Genomic DNA, 21,193 nt, shown 5'->3' on the forward strand with positions numbered 1-21,193 from the left:
GGAGCAGAATCAGGTTGGCTCGCTGGGGGCTATCGCCTTCCGCCGTGTTGACGGCGCGCGCTTTTTGAGGGGAGGGGCGGCCCACGTCCAAGCGATACCGCGACACCTTTACAGCGCTCGGCCGTTCATGCTGCCTTGCCCGGTCGGGCAGTGAAACAGACGGAGGTGACATGCTCAAGGTGGTGATCGGGGCGCTGGGTCTGGCGATCACCGGCGCCACGGCCGCGCCGCCCGCGGTGTCGACCACGACGGCGATGCCGCCGCCCCCAGCCGTCGCCCCGGTACCCGCTCAGGCTCTATCGCCCCCACTCGCTGCCCCGGCGCGTGCGTCTGCGCGCACGATCCTGTTTATCGGCAACAGCTTCACCTTTGGTGCAAACTCGCCCGTTCGCAACTGGCGGGCCGATACCGTCACCGATCTGAACGGCGCGGGTTACGGCGGGGTGCCGGCGCTGTTCAAGGCGTTCACCCAACAGGCGGGGCTCGACTACCGTGTCAGCCTTGAGGTGCAGGGGGGGAAGACGCTCGGCTTCCACTACGATCAGCGGCGGCGGTTGTTCGACCGTGCGTGGGACGTCGTGGTGCTGCAGGAATATAGCACGCTCGACCCCGATCGGCCGGGTGATCCGCGCGCGTACATCAACGACGTCGCGCGACTGACGCGGCTGTTCGCACGCGCCAATCCGCGCGTGCAGGTGCAACTGACCGCGACGTGGTCGCGCGCCGATCAGGTCTACCGCGCACGCGGGCCGTGGGCGGGTAAATCGATCTACGCGATGGCGCTCGACTTGCGCGCCGCCGCCGATCGCGCGCGCGCGGTCAATCCGCTCGTCACCGGCATCGCACCCGTCGGGCAGGCGTGGAACCGCGCGATCGCCGCCGGCTTCGCCGATCCGAACCCATATGACGGCGTCGCGTTCGGACAGCTCGATCTGTGGAGCTTCGACCATTACCACGCCAGCCTCGCGGGCTATTACCTGGAGGCGCTGGTGGTGTTCGGTCGCGTGACAGGGATCGACCCGACAACGCTCGGGCCGGATGAACAGGCGGGCGATACGCTCGGCCTGTCGCGCGAGCAGGCGAGTGCACTGCAACGCGTCGCGCGCGACGAACTCGCGGCAGGATAGATCACGGTCTTAGTGGATCGGTCGGGGAGGCGCACGATCTCCCCGACCGGTCGATCACGCCACCGCGGGCAGCTGTTCCAAATGCTTGTCGAGCGTGATCGGATAATCGCGCACGCGCACGCCCGTCGCGTTGTAGATGGCGTTGGCGATCGCCGCGCCGACGCCGCACAACCCCAGCTCGCCGACACCCTTGGCCTTCATCGGATTGGCCTTGTCGTCGGCTTCGTCGAGGAACACGACGTCCTGGTGCGGGATGTCGGCGTGGACTGGCACCTCGTAGCTGGCGAGGTCGTGGTTGACGAACAGGCCGAAGCGCTTGTCGACCGCCAGTTCCTCCATCAGCGCCGAACCGACGCCCATCGTCATTGCGCCGATCACCTGGCTGCGCGCCGACTTGGGGTTGATGATCCGCCCCGCCGCACACACCGCCAACATCCGCCTCAGCCGCGTCGCGCCGGTATAGGCGTCGACCCCAACCTCGACGAAATGCGCACCGAAGGTCGAGATCTGATAGCTCTTGTCAAGCTTGTTGAATTCGATCTTGTCCTCGCCGACGAGTTCGCCGCCCTGTGCCGCCTTCGCGAGATCGGCCGAGCGGTTGCCACTCGACACCTTGCCGCCCTGGAACGTTACGTCGGCCGAATTGTAGCCCAGCCGCTGCGCGATCTGTTCGCGCAGCTTGACGCACGCGGCATATACGCCCGCGGTCGCGTTTGCCGCGCCCCACTGCCCGCCCGACCCCGCCGAGACGGGATAGGCCGAACTGCCGAGCTTCACGACGACCGCCTCGGCCGGCACGCCCATCATCTCGCCCGCGGTCTGCGCGATGATCGTGTAGCTGCCGGTACCGATGTCGGTCATGTCGGTCTCGACCGTCACGACGCCGTTCTGGCTCAGGCGCACGCGCGCGGCCGACGCCATGTTCATGTGATTGCGAAAAGCGGAGGCAACGCCCATGCCGACCAGCCACTTGCCGTCGCGCACCTGCGCCGGCTTGGCATTGCGGCGCGACCAGCCGAACCGTTCTGCCCCTTCGGTCAGACAACGCGCGAGCTGGCGCTGCGAGAAGCGGCGTTCGGGCTTCTCGGGATCGACCTGGGTGTCGTTCTTGATGCGGAACGCGATCGGATCCAGCCCGAGCTTCTCGGCCATCTCGTCCATCGCGACCTCGAGCGCCATCATACCGGGCGCTTCGCCCGGTGCGCGCATCGCATTGCCCTCGGGCAAGTTCAGCACCGCGAGCCGCATCGAGATCATACGGTTCGCGCCCGCGTACAGCAGCTTGGTCTGATTGACCGCGGTTTCCGGGCTGCCGTTCGGCTGGTCGCCCGATCCGCTCTCGTGCGCGATCGCGGTGATCGTGCCGTCCTTCTGCGCGCCGATGCGGATGCGCTGACGCGTCGCGGGACGATGCGTCGCGTTGTTCGCCATCACCGGCCGCGACAGCGCGAGCTTGACCGGCCGCCCCGCGGCCTTCGCGCCCAGCGCCGCCATGACCGCATCGGTGCGCAGGAACAGCTTTCCGCCAAACCCGCCACCGACGTAGGGAGACATGAAGCGGATCTTCTCCTTCGGCATGTTCAGCGTCTTGGCGAGATCCTCGTGGCCCCAGTTGACCATCTGGTTCGAGGTCCACAAGGTCAGCTGATCACCGTTCCACGACGCGATCGAGGCGAACGGCTCCATCATCGCGTGGCTGTGATCGGGCGTCGTGTAGCGCGCATCGAGCTTGACCGGTGCGGCCGCGAACGCCTCCTCGAACTTGCCGACGCGGTCGACCGGCGGCGCGGCGCTACCCTCGTCGCTAGATCCGCCTTTCAGCGGCGCGGTCTTGAGCGCGTCGTCGAGGTCGAACTGGGCCGCGCCGCGCGCATAGTCGACGCGGACGAGCCCGGCGGCGGCGCGTGCCTGCTCGAACGTCTCGGCGACGACGACCGCTACCGCCTGATGATAATGGTCGACCTCGGGCCCGGCGAGCAGCTTGACCGTGTTCTTGTCGCCCTTGCCGAGCGGGCCGGCGTCCGCCGCGGTGACGATCGCGATCACGCCGGGGGCGGCCTTGGCCGCGCGCGTGTCGATGCTGGCGATCCGCCCCTTCGCGATCGCGGCGGGGACGAGGTAGCCGTAGGCCGCGTTCGGCACGTCGGCGTGATGTTCGTAGGCGTAGGGCGCGGTGCCGGTCGTCTTGACCGGGCCGTCGAGGCGGTCGTGCGCGCGGCCCACGACCTGCATCCGGTCGATCGGGTTCTGCCCGGCGGGTGTATCGAACTTCATGGGACTTAAGCCTTGGACTGGGCGATGACGGAGGCGAGCGCGCGGGTGGCGAGCGGCAGCTTGAAGGCGTTGTCCTTCGTCGGGGTCGCCCCCTGGAACGCGCGCGCGGTGACCGCGGCGGCACCCTGCGGCAGCAACGCCTCGGCGGCCTCGACGCGCCATGGACGCGGCGCCACGCCGCCGAACGCGACGCGGCCGGTGCCGTCGGGCTGGATCACCGCGGCGACCGAGACGAGTGCGTAGGCGTAGGACGCACGGTCGCGAACCTTTTCGTAGAAATGCTTGCCGCCGATCGGTTTGGGCAGCGTCACCGCGGTGATGAGCTCACCGGGTTTCAGCACCGTATCCTGTTCGGGATGGTCGCCCCACAAACGGTGGAAGTCGGCGATCGGGATCGCGCGGCGCTGTCCGCCCGCGTCGATCGTCTCGACGTAGGCGTCGAGGACGCGCATCGCCACCGCCATGTCGCCGGGGAAGGTCGCGATGCACTTGTCCGACACGCCGATCACGCCGAGCTGGCGCGAGTAGCCGCCGATCGCGGCGCATCCCGAACCGGGCTTGCGTTTGTTGCACGCCATGTTGGTGTCGTAGAAATAGGGGCAGCGCGTCCGCTGGAGCAGATTGCCCGCGGTCGACGCCTTGTTGCGCAACTGACCACTCGCGCCCGCGACGATCGCGCGCGTCAGCACCGAATAATCGCGCCGCACGCGCGCGTCCGCGGCGAGATCGGTGTTGGTGACGAGCGCACCGATGCGCAGCCCGCCCTCGCGGGTTTCCTCGATCTTGTCGAAGCCCAGATCCTGCACGTCGACCAGATGCGCCGGCGTCTCCACCTCGATCTTCATCAGATCGAGCAGGTTCGTGCCGCCCGCCAGGAATTTCGCTCCCGGCTGCGCCGCGGCACGCGCCGCACCCTGCGCGTCCTTCGCGCGCTCGTAGGTGAACGCCTTCATGCCCGCACCCCCGCGACTTCTTCCATCGCCTCGGCGATGTTCGAATAAGCGCCGCAGCGGCAGATGTTGCCGCTCATGCGTTCGCGCAATTCCATGTTGGTGACCTGCGGGCGCGCCGACACGTCGGCCTGGACGTGGCTGGGCACGCCGCGCTTGATCTCGTCGAGCACCGCGACCGCCGAGCAGATCTGTCCAGGGGTGCAATAGCCGCACTGATAGCCGTCGTGTTTGACGAACGCCGCCTGCATCGGGTGGAGCTTGTCGGGGGTGCCGAGCCCCTCGATTGTCGTCACCTTGTCGCCTTGGTGCTGCACCGCGAGGCTGAGGCACGAGTTGATCCGCACGCCGTTGACCATCACGGTGCACGCGCCGCACTGGCCGTGGTCGCAGCCCTTCTTGGTGCCGGTCAGGTGGAGGTGCTCGCGCAGCGCGTCGAGCAGGGTGGTGCGCGTGTCGAGCGTCAGGTTCTGGCGCTTGCCGTTCACCTCGAGCGACACCGGCATCGTCGGCGCGGGCTGGCTCGGCGCGGGGGCGGTGGCACGCGCCGCCTCCTGCGCGATCGCCGCGGGTGCGCTGGTCATCGCGGCGGTGGCGGCACCGCCCGCCAGCACGCCGCGACGCGACATCGACAGCGCGCCCGGATCAGTTTTAGGCATCGTTTCTTTCATGTTGTAGTTCGTCTGCGCGACGCCACGGCCGTCGGACCATGTGACAAACGCCGCTACCCCGCAGCCTGAACCCGCATCCGTGCTTTTCGTTGCCTGATCCAAGTAAGTTTTTGTCAGCTACCCGAGTAGGTTTCCCCCGCCGCGTTCCACCGGGGTGGCGCGGGTGCTGCCACGCGGCGTAAGGCTGCCTGCACGATCTGCCCGAGGGGTGGAAGAGTTGAGGGTCGATCATGCAACCGTCCATCCCCACTGCCGACGACGCCGCGCATCGCGCGCACAAGCCGTGGTACGCGCAGCTTTATCTACAGGTGCTCGCCGCAATCCTGCTCGGCGTACTGCTGGGTCATTTCTACCCGCAAACGGGCGAAGCGATGAAGCCGATCGGCGACGGCTTCATCAAGCTGGTCAAGATGATCATCGCGCCGGTCATCTTCCTGACCATCGTGACCGGGATCGCGGGGATGCGCGACCTGGGCTCGGTCGGGCGGGTGGCGGGCAAGGCGTTCGCGTATTTCCTGTTCTTCTCCACGCTGGCGCTGTTCGTCGGCATGGCGGTCGCCAATGTCGTCCGACCAGGCAGCGGGCTCAACATCGATCCCGCGACGCTCGACGCGGGCAAGGTCGCCGATTACGCGAGCAAGGCGCACGAGACGACGCTGACCGGATTCCTGCTCGGCGTCATCCCCGACACGTTCCTGGGTGCGCTGACCGCGGGCAATATCCTGCAGACGCTGTTCGTCGCGATCCTGTTCGGCATCGGGCTCGCGCTAATCGGCGACCGTGGCGAACGATTGCTGGGTGCGCTCGAGGACGTGTCGCTCGCGGTGTTCAAGGTCGTCGCGATCCTGATGCGTGCGGCGCCCGTAGGCGCGTTCGGTGCGATGGCGTTCACGATCGGCAAGTACGGCGTCGGCACGCTCGCCAATCTCGCCGCGCTCGTCGCGACCTTCTACGCGACGTCGCTGCTGTTCGTGCTGGTGGTGCTCGGCATCGCCGCGCGACTGGCGGGATTCTCGATTTTGCGCCTGATCGCTTACCTAAAGGCCGAACTTCTGCTGGTGCTCGGCACCTCGTCGTCGGAGAGCGCGCTGCCGAGCCTGATCGAAAAGATGGAGCATGCCGGCTGCCCCAAGTCGATCGTCGGGCTGGTCGTGCCGACGGGTTACTCGTTCAACCTCGACGGCACCAACATCTACATGACGCTCGCCTCGCTGTTCATCGCGCAGGCGTGCAACGTCCACCTGAGCTTCGGCGAACAACTACTGCTGCTGGGCGTCGCGATGCTGTCGTCCAAGGGGGCGGCGGGGGTGACCGGCGCGGGGTTCATCACGCTCGCCGCCACACTGTCGATCGTGCCCTCGGTGCCCGTTGCCGGCATGGCGCTGATCCTGGGGGTCGACCGCTTCATGTCCGAGTGCCGCAGCCTGACCAACTTCATCGGCAACGCCGTCGCGACGGTGGTCGTGTCGCGCTGGGAGGGGAGGCTCGATGTCGGCCAGCTTCATGCCGCCCTGTCGGGCAAGGCGCCGCAGCCCCGGACGGACTGAGAAGCGCACTACTACCATCCGCCACCTCGACATCGCCCGGCGGCTCTGCGATCCACCGCCGCGTAAAGCCGGCCGGCGCGCAGCCGCCCGCTGCGGGAGGATGTGGTGAAGGCAATCAGGATCGGCGTCGTCGCGGCGCTGCTGGCAAGTGGTGCAATCGTCTCGGCGCAAGGGACGAGCGGGGCGCAGGGGTCGAGCGGTACGGCAGCGCCGTCGGCGGTTGCGCATCCTGATCAATGGCCGGCGCTCGCGATGAAGCGCACGCGCGATCCGAAGGTCGATGCGCGCGTCGACGCGATGCTCCGCCGCATGAGCATCGAGGACAAGGTCGGGCAATTGATCCAGGTCGACATCGCCTCGATCACGCCGAAGGATCTGGAGACGTACAAGCTCGGCTCGATCCTGAACGGCGGCAATTCCGCGCCGAACAACGATGAATTCGCGCCCGCGCCCGAGTGGCTGAAGCTGTTCGACGCCTTCTACGACGCCTCGGTCAAGCGCAGCGACGGCCGGCCGGTCGTGCCCGTCATCTGGGGCACCGACGCGGTGCACGGCGCGAACAACATCGTCGGCGCAACGCTGTTTCCGCACAACATCGCGCTCGGCGCCGCGCGCGATCCCGATCTCGTCCGCCGCATCGGCGTCGCGACCGCGGCGGAAACGGCAGCGACCGGCATCGACTGGAGCTTCGCGCCGACCGTCGCCGTCGTGCAGGACGACCGCTGGGGCCGCACCTACGAGAGCTATTCGGAGGAGCCGGCGGTCGTCGCCTCCTACGCCGGTGCGATGGTCGAGGGGATCCAGGGCCGCGTCGGCGCCGACTTCATGAAACCGGGGCACGTCATCTCGTCTGTGAAGCATTTCCTCGGCGACGGTGGCACCGGCGGGCGCGACCAGGGCGACACGCGCGTCAGCGAGGCGACGCTGCGCGACGTCCATGCCGCGGGCTACATGACCGCGCTGCCCGCGGGCGCGCTGACCGTGATGCCGAGCTTTTCGAGCTGGAACGGCGCCAAGCTGACCGGCAACAAGACGCTGCTGACGGGGGTGCTCAAGGAGCGATGGGGCTTCGACGGCTTCACGATCGGCGACTGGAACGCGCACGGGCAGGTGCCGGGCTGCACCAATGAGGATTGCGCCGCGGCGATCAATGCCGGGCTCGACATGTTCATGTATTCGGGGCCGAAGTGGAAGGAGCTTTACGCCAACACGCTGCGCGAGGCGAAGGCGGGGACGATCCCGGCGGCGCGGCTGGACGACGCGGTGCGCCGCATCCTGCGCGTCAAGGTGCTGGCGGGGACGTTCGATGCCGGTCGCCCGTCGTCGCGGCCGTTCGCGGGCAAGTTCGACCTGCTCGGCAGCCCCGAGCACCGCGCGCTGGCGCGCCAAGCGGTGCGTGAATCGCTGGTGCTGTTGAAAAACAACGGCGTGCTACCGATCAAGCCGGGCGCGAACGTGCTGGTGGCGGGCGCGGGCGCGGACAATATCGGGCAGCAGGCGGGCGGCTGGTCGATCACCTGGCAGGGGACGGGGGTCACCAACGCCAACTTCCCCAACGGCCAGTCGATCTGGGGCGGGTTGTCGCAAGCCGTGCGCGAGAGCGGAGGCACCGCGACGCTGTCGGCAAGCGGCACGTTCACGACCAAGCCCGACGTCGCGATCGTCGTCTTCGGCGAGACGCCCTATGCTGAATTCTCGGGTGACCGTCCGACGCTTGAATACAGCCCCGACGACAAGTCGAACCTCGACTTGCTGCGCCGATTGAAGAAGGCGGGTGTGCCGACGGTGTCGGTGTTTCTCTCTGGCCGCCCCTTGTGGGTCAACCCGGAGTTGAACGCGTCCGACGCCTTCGTCGCCGCCTGGTTGCCCGGCACCGAGGGTGGCGGCGTCGCCGACGTGCTGGTCGCGGGTCGCGACGGCAAACCCAAGGCCGACTTCCGCGGTACGCTGTCGTTTTCGTGGCCCAAGCGGCTCGACCAATATGTGCTCAACCGGCGCGATCCGGACTACGACCCGTTGTTCGCGTTCGGTTACGGCCTGTCCTACGCCAAGGGCGGGCAGGTGCCGACGCTCGACGAGGCTCGTCCGGCGAACGCGGGCGGCGATCAGAACGCGCTGTTCGTGCGCGGGCGCCTCGCCCCGGGCGCGACGCTCCGCCCGAGCGGCGCGGTGACGCAGTCGCGGATCGACCGCCAGGCGCAGGAAGACAGCGTCCGGCTCGCCTTCGCGGGCACGGGCGACCTGGCGGTACAGCAGGCGCAGCCGATCGACCTGTCGCGCGAATCGAACGGGCAGTTGAGCCTGATCCTCGACTATCGCGTGACGCGCGCGGCCACGGGCACCGTCACGCTGGGCATGGCGGCGGCGGGCGCACGCAGCGCGAGTGTGCCGATCACCGGCGCGCTGCGCGCCGCGGGCAGCGACTGGACCGAACTGGCGGTGCCGCTACGCTGCTTCGCCGACCAGGGCGTCGACATGGCGCATGTCACCCGGCCCGCAGTGATCGCCGCGACCGGCGCGGCGGGGATCGACGTGTCGGGCATCCGCGTCGCTAGCGCCCCGCCCGGACCCGTGAGCTGCGGTCAGCGCTGATGCGGCGGGCCTTGCTCGCGGCGCTGGGCGCGTCGGCGATCGCCGCCGGCCCGCCGCCGCGGGTCGAGCGGATTGCCGCGGAGCCCGCGGGCACGACCGCGCTGCCGATGCGCTTCGTCGGCCGCGCCGAGGCGGCGGAGCAGGGGATGATCCGCCGGCAATGGCCGGGCAGCTACGTCGAGACACGCTTCGACGGGCGCGCGGTATTGTTTCGTGTCGGGGCCGGGGAGGTTTCGCTTCGCGTCACCGTCGACGAGGGCGCACCGATCGCGCTCGTCCGGCCCGCGCCCGGGCTCTACCGCGTCGGTCCGCTTGCACCCGGCGCGCACGTCCTGCGGGTGCAGGCGGTGAGCGAGAGCCAGGCGGGGCCGACCGTCTTCGGGGGCTTTCGCGCCGCCGCGGGCACGCGCGCGCTGCCGCCAATCCTACCTGTCCGCCAGATCGAGTTCGTCGGCGATTCGCACACGGTCGGCTACGGCAATCGTGCGACCAAGACCGCGTGCAGCACGCAGGAGGTGTGGGATACGACCGACACCGCGCGCGGGCTCCCCGGCCTGCTGGGCGAACGTTATCACGCCGACTATCGGGTCAATGCGATCTCGGGCCGGGGCGTCGTGCGCAATTACGACGGCGACCCGTCGGACACGCTGCCCGCCGCCTATCCGTTCACGCTGTTCGACAAGGTGCGGCGCGCCGCCGACGCGGGCTGGCATCCGCAGGTGATCGTGGTCGCGCTCGGCACCAACGATTTCTCGACCGCGCTCCACGCCAGCGAGCGCTGGAAGACGCGCGCCGCGCTGCACGAGGATTTCGAGCGCAGCTACCCGCGTTTCCTGTCGGAGCTACGCCGTCGGAACCCGCATGCGCTGATCGTCGTCTGGGCGACCCCGCTCGCGCAAGGAGAGGTGATCGCGGAGGCGCGGGCGACGGTGGCGCGGCTGATGCATGCGGGCGAGCGCCGCATCGCGTTCGTCGCGGTCGACGGGCTCGGCTTCGGTGGCTGCAACGGCCACCCCGACCTTGCCGACGACGCCAGGATCGCAGGCGCAGTGGCCGCGCAGATCGACGCGCGACGCGATGTCTGGAACGCGGGCAGGTCGCGATGACGGGGCGGATACGCGCAATCGTGGCGGTGGCCGCGGCGCTCGTCATGCTGCCCGATATCGCACAGGCGCGCGGCACCGCGGTGCTGACCTACGACGACGCGCTGCCGTCGCAGCTCGACCACGCGATCCCCGCGCTCGACGCCGCGGGGTTGAAGGCGACGTTTTTCCTGTCGGCGGTGCGCGAGGCCGACGTACCGCGCTGGCAGGCGGTGGCGCGGCGCGGGCACGAACTTGCCAATCACACGATCTTCCACCCCTGCGCCGCCGCCAAATTCCCCGCCGATCCACGCTTCACGAGCGAGGCCTATACGCCCGCCAGCATGATCCGCGAGATCGCGCAGCAGAACACGCTGCTGCGCGCGCTCGACGGCCAAGCGCGTCACGGCTTCGCGACGCCGTGCGGCGAACATCTGGTCGGCGGGGAGGATTACCTCGAGCCGCTGCGCGCCGCTCACATCGTCGATTATGCGCGCGGCGTGAGCATGGACGACGCGCAGGTGCGCGCCGGTCCCGCACGCGTCGACGCGATGCACGTGCCCGCACGCGGCTTCGCCGAGGGGACGACGCTCGACCAGCTCGTCGCGTTCGCGCGCTCCGCGGAGACGAGCGGTGGCTGGGCGGTGTTCCTGTTCCACGGCATTGGCGGCGATCAGCTGAGCGTCGACGCTTCGACGCACCGCGCCTTTCTGGCGTGGCTGCGGCAGCACCGCCGGACGATCCGCGTCGCGACGCTGCGCGACGCGCTCGCCGTGCGGTGAAGCGCGCAGCTATCGGTACAAGGCGCGCGCGTCGTTCTTGAATGCCGCGCCGCTGTCGCCGCGGCTGTAGAACATGTGCCCGCCCGGATAGACCTTGAGCACGACGCGCTCGGTGGCACCGAATGCGGGCATCTGATCGACGATCAGGCGCGAGGCGAAGAAGGGACACGACAGATCGTCCCAGCCGTGGACGATCATCACGCGCATCTTGGGATCGTTCGCGATCGCCTTGCGCAGGTCGGTTACGGGGGTGTCGCTCGGCTTGCCGCGGTCCCACGCCTCGTTCACCGCGTACGACAGCGCGTTGTAGCGCGCGTCGGTCTTCCAGCCGACCTCGCGCGTGACGAAATCGACCATCGCGCTCGTCGTCGGCGCGATCAGCGCGTCGAGGATCGGATCGTTCGATTCCTGCCGGGGCGACCAGGGGAAGGGGTCGAAGGCGGTGACGTTCGAATCGTACACGCTGCCGATCGTCCCATCGGCGCGGTGCACCTCGCGCAGGAAGGTGCGGCTGTCGACGCGCCCGCCCAGCCGCTGAACGAGCGCGGGGTCGAGTCCGGTCAATTGCGTGACGCGCTGGACGATGCGACCCGTCGCCTGCGGGTCGGAGCGCCCGCGCAGCAGGTCGCGCGCGAATTCGCCGCGGGTATAATCCTCGACCTCCGCCATCGCCTGCGGAGTCAGCCGGTGCTGCCGCTCCAGATTGGCCGCCGCCATCGACGGCAGATCGATCATCCACGGCAGCGGCGACAGCGCGGTGGCGCCGTCGCCGACCGCGGGGTCGAGGTAGGGCGATACCATGATCAGCCCGTTGACCCCGACGCCGATCTGCGATTGCAGCTCATAGGCGATCCGCGGCGCGCGATACCCGCCGTAGCTTTCACCCATCACATATTTGGGCGAACGCAGCCGGCCTTCCTTGACCAGCCAGTCGTAGACGACCTTGGACAGATACTTGATGTCGGGATCGTTGGCGTAGAACGCCTTCTTGGTCGCGTCCGCGTCGACGAGGCTGCGGCTGAACCCGGTGCCGATGGGGTCGATGAAGACGAGGTCGGTGAAATCGAGCCAGGTGTTGGGATTGTCGGTCGCGATCGGCGCGTCGGACGGTGCGTCGCCCTGCGCGCCGAATTGCACCCGCTTGGGGCCGACCGCGCCCATGTTGAGGTACACCGACGCCGCGCCGGGGCCGCCGTTGAATGCGAAGGTGACGGGGCGCGCGGGATCGCGGCCGGGAACGGTGTAGGCGGTATAGACGACCTGCCCGATCTCCTTGCCCGTCTCGTCGCGCACCGCGATCGTGCCGACGGTGGTACGGTAATCGATCACGCGCCCGCCGACGCGCACGCGCTGCGCGATCGAGCGGTCGGCCGGGAGCGGCGGCAGCTTCACGCCGTCGTCGGTCTTCTTCTCGACCGTGGTGGTGGTCTTGTCGGTTTGTGCAAGCGCGGGCGCCGCGAGCGCGATCATCGATCCGGCGGCGAGCAGGCGTAACAATGGTGACACGTGGACTTCCCCTTTTGCGCAGCAGCTTAGCCGCTGCGCAGGCCGGGGCAAGCGCGCCTCATCCGACGCGCAGGTGTTTCTCGACGCCGTCGGTCTTCTGCGCGAGGCCCGGCACTTCGTTCAGATGGCGCAGCTCGCCGAACCTGCCGCGCTCCCCCCGGTAACGGACGATCTCCGCCCCGTGCCCTGCCAGTTGCGGCACGGCGTCGAGTTCCTCGGCGGTGGCTGTGTTGAGGTCAATCATCGTCGGCGTGCCTTTATACTTTTCGGCCGGGTCAACGCCTTGCCCACGGCTCCGATCCTCTCCGTCCGGCGTTGGGGCCTGATGCTGGTATTCCTCGACTTCGAAGCCTCGTCCCTGTCCAAGCGCAGCTATCCGATCGAGGTCGCCTGGGTATTCGAGGATGGCCGCAGTGAGAGCCACCTGATCCACCCCGCACCCAACTGGGACGATTGGGACGCGGCGGCGGAGGCGATCCACGGCATCGCGCGCGCCGAGCTCGAGGCAGCGGGCGCCGATCACGCGACGGTCGCGCGTCGGATGATCGACCAGCTCAGCGGGCATGACCTGCTGGCGAGTGCGCCGTCGTGGGACGGCAAGTGGTTGAGTGCGTTGCTGCGCGCCGCCAAGCTGCCGCGCCACAGCCTGCGCGTGCGCGACAGCGATGACGCGCATCGGGAGCGCGCGCACGCGATCCTTTCGCGCGCGCTCTCGGGCAGCGCGCTGGCGTCTGCGGTGGCGGAGACGCTCGAGGAGAGCGAGCCGCGCGGCGACGGCGAGCCGCCCGCGCACCGCGCGCTCGCCGACGCGGAGGAAGAGCGCGCGCGCTGGCTCGCCGTCGGACGATTGGCGGAGGCGCGGGTCAAACGTGCGACGCGCGCCGACGACGAAACCCCGCCGACCGGTAACGCGAGGATCTAGTCGATCTCACCGCGGGCGAAGGCGGCGGCGTGGGCCACGTCCGCGTCGCTCGGTCGGGCGCCGGTGTAGAGGATGAATTGCTCAAGCGCCTGCAACACCGCGACGTCCGCGCCCGCGATCGTGATCTTCCCGCGCTCGCGCGCCGCGCGAAGAAACGGAGTTTCCGCCGGGATCGCGACCACTTCGAACGCGACCGCGCAGCGCGCGATCGCATGGGGCGGGAAGGCGAGCGCGTCTTCGTCACCCCCGGTCATCCCGATCGGGGTCGCGTTGACGAGCACCGCCGTGCCGCCGTCCACCTCCGCCCGCCAGTCGAAACCGTAGCTGTCGGCGAGCGCGCGGCCCTTGGCTTCGTTGCGCGCGACAATCGTGCCGTCGCGGTGACCGCGGTCGCGCAGCGCGGCCGCCACCGCCTTCGCCATCCCGCCCGATCCGCGCAACGCGAAGGGCAGGGCAGGGTCGACGCCTGCACGGTCGAGCAGATCGCGGACCGCACTATAGTCGGTGTTGTACCCGGTGAGCCGGCCGTCGTCGTTGACGATCGTGTTGACGCTGTCGATCGCCGCCGCCGATCCCGCAAGCGCGTCGAGCAGCGGGATCACCGCCTCCTTGAACGGCATCGACACCGCACAGCCGCGGATGCCGAGCGCGCGGATGCCGCGTACCGCGCCCTCCAGGTCGGTCGTCGTGAACGCCTTGTAGACGTAGTCGAGCCCGAGCCGTTCGTAGAGTCGGTTGTGGAAGCGCGAGCCGAAATTGCCCGGTCGCGCGGCCAGCGACATGCACAATTGCGTATCGCGTCCGATCGGCGGCTTCATGCGACGCCCTCCGCGCACACGACCCGCGTCGTGGCACCGTCGCGGCACACCGCGTCGATCTGCGATTCGATGCAGGCAAGCAGGGGCGCGAACACCGCGCGGTCGACCTGGCTCGGCCACAGGACGCGGCGCTGCATCACGCCCCAGGAGACGGTCAGGATCAGATTGGCGATCGTCTCCAGCCGATCGTCGGCGACGTCGGCGTCGGCGATGATGCGCAGCGCGAGGATCAGTTGCTGGCGCAGACGGTGATCGATCATGTGGAAGATCGCTGCAATCCGTTCGTTGCGCGCCGCCTCCGCGGTGATTTCGGCGAAGATGCGCGCATCCTCGACTTCCTCGCAGGCGACGAAGTCGGCGATCCAGGCGCGCACGGCGCCATGGTCACCCGTCGCGCAGGCGTTGCACAGCACGCCGTCGAACAGGAATTCGTCGAGGTCCTGTTCGACCATTTCCGCGACGATCGCCTCCTTGTTGGCGAAGTCGCGGTAGATCTGCCCGACCAGCACGCCCGACTCCTTTGAGATCTGCGCCATGCCCGTGTTGTGAAAGCCCGCCTCCGCGAACAATTTGCGCGCGGCATGGATCACCTTCGAACGGCGCGCGTTGGCTTTCTCGTTGCGTGGCAACGGCGCGTCCGCCGCTTCTGCTGTCGTCATCATCTCCTTCCCATATTGACGCTGACGCTTCCTCGCAGTAGCAGCATTCGTGAGTGATCGTTCATTCACACATTTTTTCCGGGAAGTCCATGCTGATCAATCGTTTCGCGGTCGCCGCGATGCTGGTGGTGCCGCTCGCCGCATGTGGTGGTGGCAAGGAGCAGGCGCAGCAGCAGCCCGCCGGGCCCCCGCAGGTCGGCGTGGTCGCGGTTAAAAGCGAATCGGTGACGCTCACGACGACCTTGCCCGGTCGCACGGTCGCGTACGAAACCTCCGAGGTTCGCCCGCAGGTCAACGGTTTGATCCTCGCGCGGCTGTTCACCGAGGGCGATCAGGTGACGAAGGGGCAACCGCTCTACCGGATCGACCCGCAACCCTACGTCACGCAGGTGGCGAGCGCGCGTGCCGCGCTCGCCCGCGCGCGTTCCGCGATCGCCTCCACCTCCGCGCTCCAGCGCCGCTACGGCGAGCTGGTCAAGATCAACGCGATCGCGCGGCAGGATTACGAGAATTCGATCACCCAGGCGCAGCAGGCGCGCGCCGACGTCGCCGCGCAGGAGGCAGCACTCCGCTCGGCGCAGATCGACCTGTCGCGCACCACGATCCGCGCGCCGATCTCGGGTCGGATCGGGCGCTCGATCGCGACCACCGGTGCGCTTGTGACCTCGGGGCAGACGACGGCGCTCACCACGATCCAGCGGCTCGACCCGATCTACGTCGACGTTCCGCAGTCGAGCGCGGACCTGCTGGCGCTTCGTCAGAAGATCGCGGCGGGCGACCTGTCGCGCGGCGGGCAGGCGGCGCGCGTGCGGCTGCGGCTGGAGGACGGCTCGGTCTATCCGGTCGAGGGTACGCTCCAGTTCGCCGACGTCAGCGTCGATCCCGCGACGGGCACGCAGACGATCCGCGCACGCTTCCCCAACCCGCGCAGCCTGCTGCTGCCGGGGATGTACGTTCGCGCCGAACTGATCGAAGGCACCCAGGGCAACGCGCTGCTGGTCCCGCAGCGCGCGGTGCAGCGTGACGAGAAGGGTAACCCGACCGTGATGGTCGTGGGCGGCGATGGCAAGGTGCAGATGCGCAAGCTGACCGCGCCGCGCACGATCGGCGACAATTGGCTCGTCACCGCGGGTCTGAAGGCGGGTGATAAGGTGATCGTCGAGGGCGGCATGATGCTGCGCCCCGGCATGCCGGTGAAGGCGGTCGCCTGGAACCCGAATGCGAAGCCCGGCGGGCCGCAGGGCGCAGCGCAGGGTGGCGGCAACGCCGGCCAATCCCCGCAGCAGGGAGCGAAGTAACCGCTCATGTCACGCTATTTCATCGATCGCCCTATCTTCGCGTGGGTGATCGCGATCGTGCTGATGCTCGCGGGCGTGCTCGCGATCCGCAGCCTGCCCGTCGCGCAGTTTCCCGAGATTGCGCCCCCCGCGGTCGCGATTGCGGCGACTTATCCGGGTGCCGACGCGGAGACGCTGGAGCGCACGACGACCCAGGTCATCGAGCAGCAGCTGAAGGGCATCGACAACCTGCGCTATTTCTCGTCCTCGTCCTCGTCGGCGGGGACGGTGACGATCACGCTGACCTTCGAGCAGGGCACCGACCCCGACATCGCGCAGGTCCAGGTGCAGAACAAGCTGCAGGCGGCGACCCCGCTGCTGCCGCAGGAGGTCCAGCGTCAGGGTATCCAGGTCACCAAGTCGGCGGCGAGCTTCCTCGTCGTCGTCGGTCTGGTGTCTGAGGACGGTTCGCACACCGCGAACGATCTGGCGGACATGATCAATTCGAAGATCCAGGACCCGATCAGCCGCGTCAGCGGGGTCGGTGAGCTACAGATCTTCGGCGCGCAATATGCGATGCGCATCTGGCTCGATCCGCTCAAGCTCAACAGCTATCAATTGACCGTCGCCGACGTGACGAGCGCGGTTGAGGCGCAGAACGCGCAGGTGTCGGCCGGGCAATTGGGCGCGCAACCCGCGCCTAAGGAGCAGATGCTCAACGCGACCGTCTCGGTCCAGTCGCGGCTCCAGACCCCCGAGCAATTCGGCAACATCCGCCTGAAGACCAATCAGGACGGCGCGATCGTGCGCCTGAGCGATGTCGCGCGGGTCGAACTCGGCGCCGAGAATTACGGCTTCGACGTGAAGTACAACGGCAAGCCCGCGTCGGGCTTCGGTGTGCGCCTCGCCGCCGGCGCCAACGCGCTCGATACCGTCCAGGCGGTGAAGGAACGTACTGCAGAGATCGGCAAGACGCTGCCCGCCGACGTCAAGGTCATCTACCCCTACGACACGACGCCGTTCGTGCGCCTGTCGGTCGAGCAGGTGATTCATACGCTTGTCGAGGCGGTGGTGCTCGTCTTCCTCGTCATGTTCCTGTTCCTCCAGAACTGGCGCGCGACGATCATCCCGACGATCGCGGTGCCGGTCGTGCTGCTCGGCACGTTCGGTGTGCTGGCGCTCGCGGGTTATACGATCAACACGCTGACGCTGTTCGGCACCGTGCTCGCGATCGGCCTGTTGGTCGACGACGCGATCGTGGTGGTTGAGAACGTCGAGCGACTGATCGTCGACGAGCATCTCTCGCCCAAGGATGCCGCGCGCAAATCGATGGACGAGATTTCGGGCGCGCTGATCGGCATCGGCATGGTGCTGTCGGCGGTGTTCCTGCCGATGGCATTCTTCGGCGGGTCGACCGGCGTCATCTATCGCCAGTTCTCGATCACGATCGTCTCGGCGATGGTGCTGTCGGTGCTGGTCGCGCTGATCCTGACGCCCGCGCTCTGCGCCACGATCCTCAAACCGCACGACCCGAAGAAGCAGGAAGGCAACGGCCCGCTCGCGCGCTTCTTTCGCTGGTTCAACGACAAGTTCGAGCGCGGGCAGAACAAGTACGAGAACGGGGTCAAGCGTACCGTTCGGAGCTGGAAGCGGTCGATGATCGTCTTCCTGCTGATCGTGCTCGGCGTCGGCGGCCTGTTCGCGACGCTCCCCTCGGGCTTCCTCCCCGACGAGGATCAGGGGACGGTGCTGGCGCTCGTCCAGGGGCCTGCCGGCGCGACTACCGCGCGCACCGACAAGGGGCTCGATCTCGTCCGCGACCATTTCCTGAAGGCGGAATCCGCGAATGTCGCGGGCATCTTCACGGTCAACGGGTTCAGCTTCGCGGGGCAGGGACAGAATGCAGGCCTCGCGTTCGTGAATCTGAAGCCGTGGGAGGATCGCCCGGGCGGCGACAACCGCGCGCAGGCGATCGTCGGTCGCGCGATGGGCACGTTCTCGCAGTACAAGGATGGGTTGATCTTCGCGCTGATCCCGCCCGCGGTGCAGGAGCTCGGCAACGCGACCGGCTTCGATGCGCAGCTGGTGGATACGGGCGGGATCGGGCACGCGAAGCTGCTCGAGGCGCGCAACATGATGCTCGGCATGGCGTCGCAGAACCCGGCGCTGGCGCAGGTCCGCCCGCTTAGCCTCGACGATGCGCCGCAGTTGAAGGTCGTGGTCGACGAGGACAAGGCGCGCGCGCTCAACCTCGATCTCGCGACCGTCAACAGCACGATCGCGACCGCGTGGGGCGGGGGCTATGTCAACGACTTCATCGATCGCGGCCGCGTCAAGCGCGTGTACGTGCAGAACGACGCACCGTATCGACTGAAGCCGGAGGACATCGGTGCGCTCTACGTGCGCAGCACTACCGGGCAGATGGTGCCGTTCAACGCCTTCACGACGCAGGAATGGTCGAACGCGCCGGTGCAGCTGACGCGCTACAATGGCCAGCCCGCGATGCAGATCCAGGGCTCGCCCGGACCCGGCAAGAGCACGGGCGCGGCGATGGAAGCGTTGCAGGAGATCCACGACAAGCTGCCGCCGGGCACGACGCTCGAGTGGACCGGCCTGTCGTACGAGGAGAAACTGTCGGGCGGGCAGGCCCCAGCGCTCTACGGCTTGTCGCTGCTGATCGTCTTCCTCTGCCTCGCCGCGCTGTATGAGAGCTGGACCGTGCCGATCTCGGTGCTGCTGGTCGTGCCGCTCGGCATCATCGGCGCCTTGTTCGCGGCGTGGATCACCGGGCTCAACAACGACATCTACCTTCAGGTCGGGCTGATCACCACGATCGGCGTGTCGGCGAAGAACGCGATCCTGATCGTCGAGTTCGCGGAGGAACGAATCGCGGAAGGGCTCAGCCCGTTCGATGCCGCGGTCGAGGCGGCCAAGCTGCGCCTGCGTCCGATCCTGATGACGAGCCTCGCGTTCGTGTTCGGCGTCATGCCGCTCGCGATCTCGACCGGCGCGGGCGCGGGCGGGCAGAACGCGATCGGCCGCGCGGTCGTCGGCGGAATGATCACGGCGACGGTGTTCGCGATCTTCCTGGTGCCGATGTTCTTCGTCGTCGTCCTACGCCTGTTCGGTCAGGGCGGTCACGCCGAGCCCGACGCACCGAACGACCCCGATCGTGGTGACGACGACCACCGCCGCGACCATGACCCGAACCAAGGCCGCCTCGCGGCCGAGGGAGCCTGATACCGTGACCCGCTCGACCTTCTTCGCCGCGCTCGCGCTGTCGACCGCGCTCGCCGGGTGCAACCTCGCGCCCAAATACGAACGCCCGACCGGCGCGGTGCCAGCGGCATTGCCAAAGGGCGGCGTCTACCCGCGCGCGGCGAGCGACGTGCCCGACGTGTCGGCGATCGGCTGGCGCGACTTCTTCCTCGATCCGCGGCTGCGGCAGGTGATCGAGACCGGGCTTGCGAACAACCGCGACCTGCGGATCGCGGCGGGCAACGTGCTGCAGGCGCGCGCACAATATCGCATCCAGCGCGCGGACCTCGTGCCGACGACGACGCTGTCTGGATCGGCGACCTATACCAACAACATCTTCGGCGCGACCGGGGCCGCCGCCGGGGGCGCGGCCGGGGCCGGAACGGGCACCGGGACCGGTACTGGCACCGGGACGGGCGGGACCGGCACCGGTGGTACGGGCGGTACCGCCGGGGGCGGCAGCGGCCTGGGCGGCGCGGGCGTCGGGGGCTCATCGACCAACGTCGAATTCTATTCGGTCAATGCCGGCTTCTCCGCGTTCGAGCTCGACCTGTTCGGCCGCGTTCGCAACTTGAGCCGTGCCGCGCTGGAGCAATATTTTGCGACCGAGGAAGCGCAGCGCTCCACGCGGATCAGCCTGATCGCGGAGATCGCCACCGCGTGGCTGACGCTCGCATCCGATCAGGAACAGCTCCAATTGTCGCGCCGTACGCTCCAGACCTTCGGCCAGACGCTGCGGCTGACACAGGCGCAGTTCCGTATCGGCGTCGCCTCCGAGCTCGAGGCGCGCCAGGCCGAGACGAATTACCAGTCGGCGCGCAACGACATCGCGACGTTGATGACGCGCGTGACGCAGGACCAGAACGCACTCAACCTGTTGGTCGGTACGACGGTGCCGGCCGAACAATTGCCCGCCGGACTGGGTAGCGCTGCGTATACGCGCGACGCGCTGCCGGGCGACGTCTCGTCCGACGTGCTGTTGCGGCGTCCCGACGTTCTCCAGGCCGAGCATCAGCTGATCGCGCAGAACGCCAATATCGGCGCGGCGCGGGCGGCCTTCTTCCCGCGCATCTCGCTGACCGCGACGATCGGCACGATCTCGACCGCATTGTCCGGGCTCTTCGGTGGCGGCAGCTTCACCTATACCGGCGCGCCCTCGATCGGCCTGCCACTGTTCGACGGTGGCGCGATCAAGGGCAACCTCGACTATGCGCGCGCGTCGCAGCAGGTAGCGGTGTCGACCTATGAACGCGCGATCCAGACCGCGTTCCGCGAAGTAGCCGACGCGCTCGCGCAACGGGGCACGATCGGCGAGCAGGTGGCAGCCCAGTCGGCGCGCGCGAATGCAGCACAGGTCGCGGCGCGACTGTCGGAGGCGCGCTACCGGGCGGGGGTCGATTCGTTCCTCGTCTCGCTGGATGCACAGCGGACCGCGTACGCCGCACAGCAGCAGCTCGTCACCACGCGGCTCACCGGAGCGAGCAATCTGGTCGAGCTCTACCGGTCGCTCGGCGGCGGGATCAACTGACGGGGTACCTTGGGGGTGTGGGATGCCGTTTCCGGGCATCTACGCGCTCCGTGACGCGGGTTTGAGAAAAATCTGCAACTTTTCTGCAAAAACCGTTTGACGGTGTGTGTGTGCTCCCCTAGATGGGTGTCACCGCAGCGGCGGGGCGCTAGACGCTCCATCGGCTAGCGAGTGTGATCGGAAACGATGGCGCGGTGGTT

At 68.3% G+C, this 21,193-nt stretch carries 16 protein-coding genes; 9 read left to right on the plus strand and 7 right to left on the minus strand.

What is annotated here, in order from left to right; translation table 11 throughout:
- Nucleotides 1-170 precede the first annotated feature (170 nt).
- A complete protein-coding gene (locus KZ810_RS15225) occupies nt 171-1,127 on the plus strand; it encodes a PEP-CTERM sorting domain-containing protein (RefSeq protein WP_219769964.1) in 957 nt (318 codons plus the stop codon).
- Between the two features lie 54 nt (nt 1,128-1,181).
- Here KZ810_RS15225 and paoC read toward each other — a convergent pair whose 3' ends face one another.
- From paoC to paoA, 3 genes are read right to left on the minus strand one after another with little or no spacing between them, the layout of a single operon-like run.
- Nucleotides 1,182-3,401 (minus strand): aldehyde oxidoreductase molybdenum-binding subunit PaoC, encoded by a 2,220-nt coding sequence (gene paoC / locus KZ810_RS15230; protein ID WP_219769965.1) that lies wholly within the window; start codon nt 3,399-3,401, stop codon nt 1,182-1,184.
- Between the two features lie 5 nt (nt 3,402-3,406).
- Nucleotides 3,407-4,354 carry an FAD binding domain-containing protein gene (locus KZ810_RS15235; protein WP_219769966.1) on the minus strand — a complete coding sequence of 316 codons (948 nt, stop codon included), beginning with the start codon at nt 4,352-4,354 and terminating at the stop codon, nt 3,407-3,409.
- Nucleotides 4,351-5,010, minus strand: coding sequence for an aldehyde dehydrogenase iron-sulfur subunit PaoA (gene paoA, locus KZ810_RS15240; protein WP_219769967.1), 660 nt, complete (start codon nt 5,008-5,010; stop codon nt 4,351-4,353). Before paoA ends, KZ810_RS15235 begins: the two co-directional genes overlap by 4 nt.
- Nucleotides 5,011-5,252: 242 nt before the next feature.
- On the opposite strand from paoA, the gene KZ810_RS15245 reads away from it, so the two are divergent.
- From KZ810_RS15245 to KZ810_RS15260, 4 genes are all read left to right on the plus strand, one after another.
- Nucleotides 5,253-6,569: a dicarboxylate/amino acid:cation symporter gene (locus KZ810_RS15245; RefSeq protein ID WP_219769968.1), complete on the plus strand. Its 1,317-nt coding sequence runs from the start codon at nt 5,253-5,255 to the stop codon at nt 6,567-6,569.
- 105 nt (nt 6,570-6,674) lie between these two features.
- Nucleotides 6,675-9,161 (plus strand): glycoside hydrolase family 3 protein, encoded by a 2,487-nt coding sequence (locus KZ810_RS15250; RefSeq protein WP_219769969.1) that lies wholly within the window; start codon nt 6,675-6,677, stop codon nt 9,159-9,161.
- Nucleotides 9,161-10,267, plus strand: coding sequence for an SGNH/GDSL hydrolase family protein (locus KZ810_RS15255; protein ID WP_219769970.1), 1,107 nt, complete (start codon nt 9,161-9,163; stop codon nt 10,265-10,267). Before KZ810_RS15250 ends, KZ810_RS15255 begins: the two co-directional genes overlap by 1 nt.
- A gap of 20 nt (nt 10,268-10,287) precedes the next feature.
- Nucleotides 10,288-11,025, plus strand: coding sequence for a polysaccharide deacetylase family protein (locus tag KZ810_RS15260; RefSeq protein ID WP_308461573.1), 738 nt, complete (start codon nt 10,288-10,290; stop codon nt 11,023-11,025).
- Nucleotides 11,026-11,034: 9 nt separating this feature from the next.
- On the opposite strand, the gene KZ810_RS15265 is transcribed toward KZ810_RS15260, so the two are convergent.
- Both KZ810_RS15265 and KZ810_RS15270 read right to left on the minus strand, forming a co-directional pair.
- On the minus strand, nt 11,035-12,495 hold the full coding sequence (locus KZ810_RS15265; protein WP_219769995.1) for a S10 family peptidase: 1,461 nt from the start codon (nt 12,493-12,495) through the stop codon (nt 11,035-11,037).
- Nucleotides 12,496-12,589: 94 nt separating this feature from the next.
- Nucleotides 12,590-12,775, minus strand: a complete 186-nt coding sequence (locus tag KZ810_RS15270; RefSeq protein ID WP_219769972.1) for a helix-hairpin-helix domain-containing protein — start codon at nt 12,773-12,775, stop codon at nt 12,590-12,592.
- A gap of 81 nt (nt 12,776-12,856) precedes the next feature.
- Here KZ810_RS15270 and KZ810_RS15275 point away from each other — a divergent pair, with 81 nt between their 5' ends.
- Nucleotides 12,857-13,453 (plus strand): 3'-5' exonuclease family protein, encoded by a 597-nt coding sequence (locus KZ810_RS15275; protein WP_219769973.1) that lies wholly within the window; start codon nt 12,857-12,859, stop codon nt 13,451-13,453.
- Here the strand turns inward: KZ810_RS15275 and KZ810_RS15280 are convergent.
- Together KZ810_RS15280 and KZ810_RS15285 are read right to left on the minus strand one after the other, a co-directional pair.
- On the minus strand, nt 13,450-14,271 hold the full coding sequence (locus KZ810_RS15280) for a shikimate 5-dehydrogenase (RefSeq protein WP_219769974.1): 822 nt from the start codon (nt 14,269-14,271) through the stop codon (nt 13,450-13,452). The genes KZ810_RS15275 and KZ810_RS15280 overlap by 4 nt on opposite strands.
- The gene (locus tag KZ810_RS15285) at nt 14,268-14,930 is read right to left on the minus strand and encodes a TetR/AcrR family transcriptional regulator (RefSeq protein ID WP_219769975.1); all 663 of its coding nucleotides are present in this window, start codon (nt 14,928-14,930) and stop codon (nt 14,268-14,270) included. The genes KZ810_RS15280 and KZ810_RS15285 overlap by 4 nt, the downstream gene beginning before the upstream one ends.
- 89 nt (nt 14,931-15,019) lie before the next feature.
- Between KZ810_RS15285 and KZ810_RS15290 the strand changes: the two genes are divergently transcribed.
- The 3 genes from KZ810_RS15290 to KZ810_RS15300 are packed head-to-tail and all read left to right on the plus strand — an operon-like array spanning nt 15,020 to nt 20,993.
- Entirely contained in the window at nt 15,020-16,228 is a 1,209-nt protein-coding gene (locus KZ810_RS15290; protein ID WP_219769976.1) for an efflux RND transporter periplasmic adaptor subunit, read from the plus strand.
- Nucleotides 16,229-16,234: 6 nt separating this feature from the next.
- A complete protein-coding gene (locus tag KZ810_RS15295) occupies nt 16,235-19,447 on the plus strand; it encodes an efflux RND transporter permease subunit (protein ID WP_219769977.1) in 3,213 nt (1,070 codons plus the stop codon).
- The gene (locus tag KZ810_RS15300) at nt 19,407-20,993 is read left to right on the plus strand and encodes an efflux transporter outer membrane subunit (protein ID WP_258044972.1); all 1,587 of its coding nucleotides are present in this window, start codon (nt 19,407-19,409) and stop codon (nt 20,991-20,993) included. Before KZ810_RS15295 ends, KZ810_RS15300 begins: the two co-directional genes overlap by 41 nt.
- Nucleotides 20,994-21,193: the final 200 nt, after the last annotated feature.

Source organism: Sphingomonas citricola (assembly GCF_019429535.1).
In the GTDB taxonomy this organism is placed as follows: domain Bacteria; phylum Pseudomonadota; class Alphaproteobacteria; order Sphingomonadales; family Sphingomonadaceae; genus Sphingomonas; species Sphingomonas citricola.

What these genes read in the sequence shown, in the direction of transcription:
- KZ810_RS15225 (WP_219769964.1), top strand. Translation starts at nt 171, where the DNA reads ATGCTCAAGGTGGTGATCGGGGCGCTGGGTCTGGCGATCACCGGCGCC.
- paoC (WP_219769965.1), bottom strand. Translation starts at nt 3,401, where the DNA reads ATGAAGTTCGATACACCCGCCGGGCAGAACCCGATCGACCGGATGCAG.
- KZ810_RS15235 (WP_219769966.1), bottom strand. Translation starts at nt 4,354, where the DNA reads ATGAAGGCGTTCACCTACGAGCGCGCGAAGGACGCGCAGGGTGCGGCG.
- paoA (WP_219769967.1), bottom strand. Translation starts at nt 5,010, where the DNA reads ATGCCTAAAACTGATCCGGGCGCGCTGTCGATGTCGCGTCGCGGCGTG.
- KZ810_RS15245 (WP_219769968.1), top strand. Translation starts at nt 5,253, where the DNA reads ATGCAACCGTCCATCCCCACTGCCGACGACGCCGCGCATCGCGCGCAC.
- KZ810_RS15255 (WP_219769970.1), top strand. Translation starts at nt 9,161, where the DNA reads ATGCGGCGGGCCTTGCTCGCGGCGCTGGGCGCGTCGGCGATCGCCGCC.
- KZ810_RS15265 (WP_219769995.1), bottom strand. Translation starts at nt 12,495, where the DNA reads ATGATCGCGCTCGCGGCGCCCGCGCTTGCACAAACCGACAAGACCACC.
- KZ810_RS15270 (WP_219769972.1), bottom strand. Translation starts at nt 12,775, where the DNA reads ATGATTGACCTCAACACAGCCACCGCCGAGGAACTCGACGCCGTGCCG.
- KZ810_RS15275 (WP_219769973.1), top strand. Translation starts at nt 12,857, where the DNA reads ATGCTGGTATTCCTCGACTTCGAAGCCTCGTCCCTGTCCAAGCGCAGC.
- KZ810_RS15280 (WP_219769974.1), bottom strand. Translation starts at nt 14,271, where the DNA reads ATGAAGCCGCCGATCGGACGCGATACGCAATTGTGCATGTCGCTGGCC.
- KZ810_RS15285 (WP_219769975.1), bottom strand. Translation starts at nt 14,930, where the DNA reads ATGACGACAGCAGAAGCGGCGGACGCGCCGTTGCCACGCAACGAGAAA.
- KZ810_RS15290 (WP_219769976.1), top strand. Translation starts at nt 15,020, where the DNA reads ATGCTGATCAATCGTTTCGCGGTCGCCGCGATGCTGGTGGTGCCGCTC.
- KZ810_RS15295 (WP_219769977.1), top strand. Translation starts at nt 16,235, where the DNA reads ATGTCACGCTATTTCATCGATCGCCCTATCTTCGCGTGGGTGATCGCG.
- KZ810_RS15300 (WP_258044972.1), top strand. Translation starts at nt 19,407, where the DNA reads ATGACCCGAACCAAGGCCGCCTCGCGGCCGAGGGAGCCTGATACCGTG.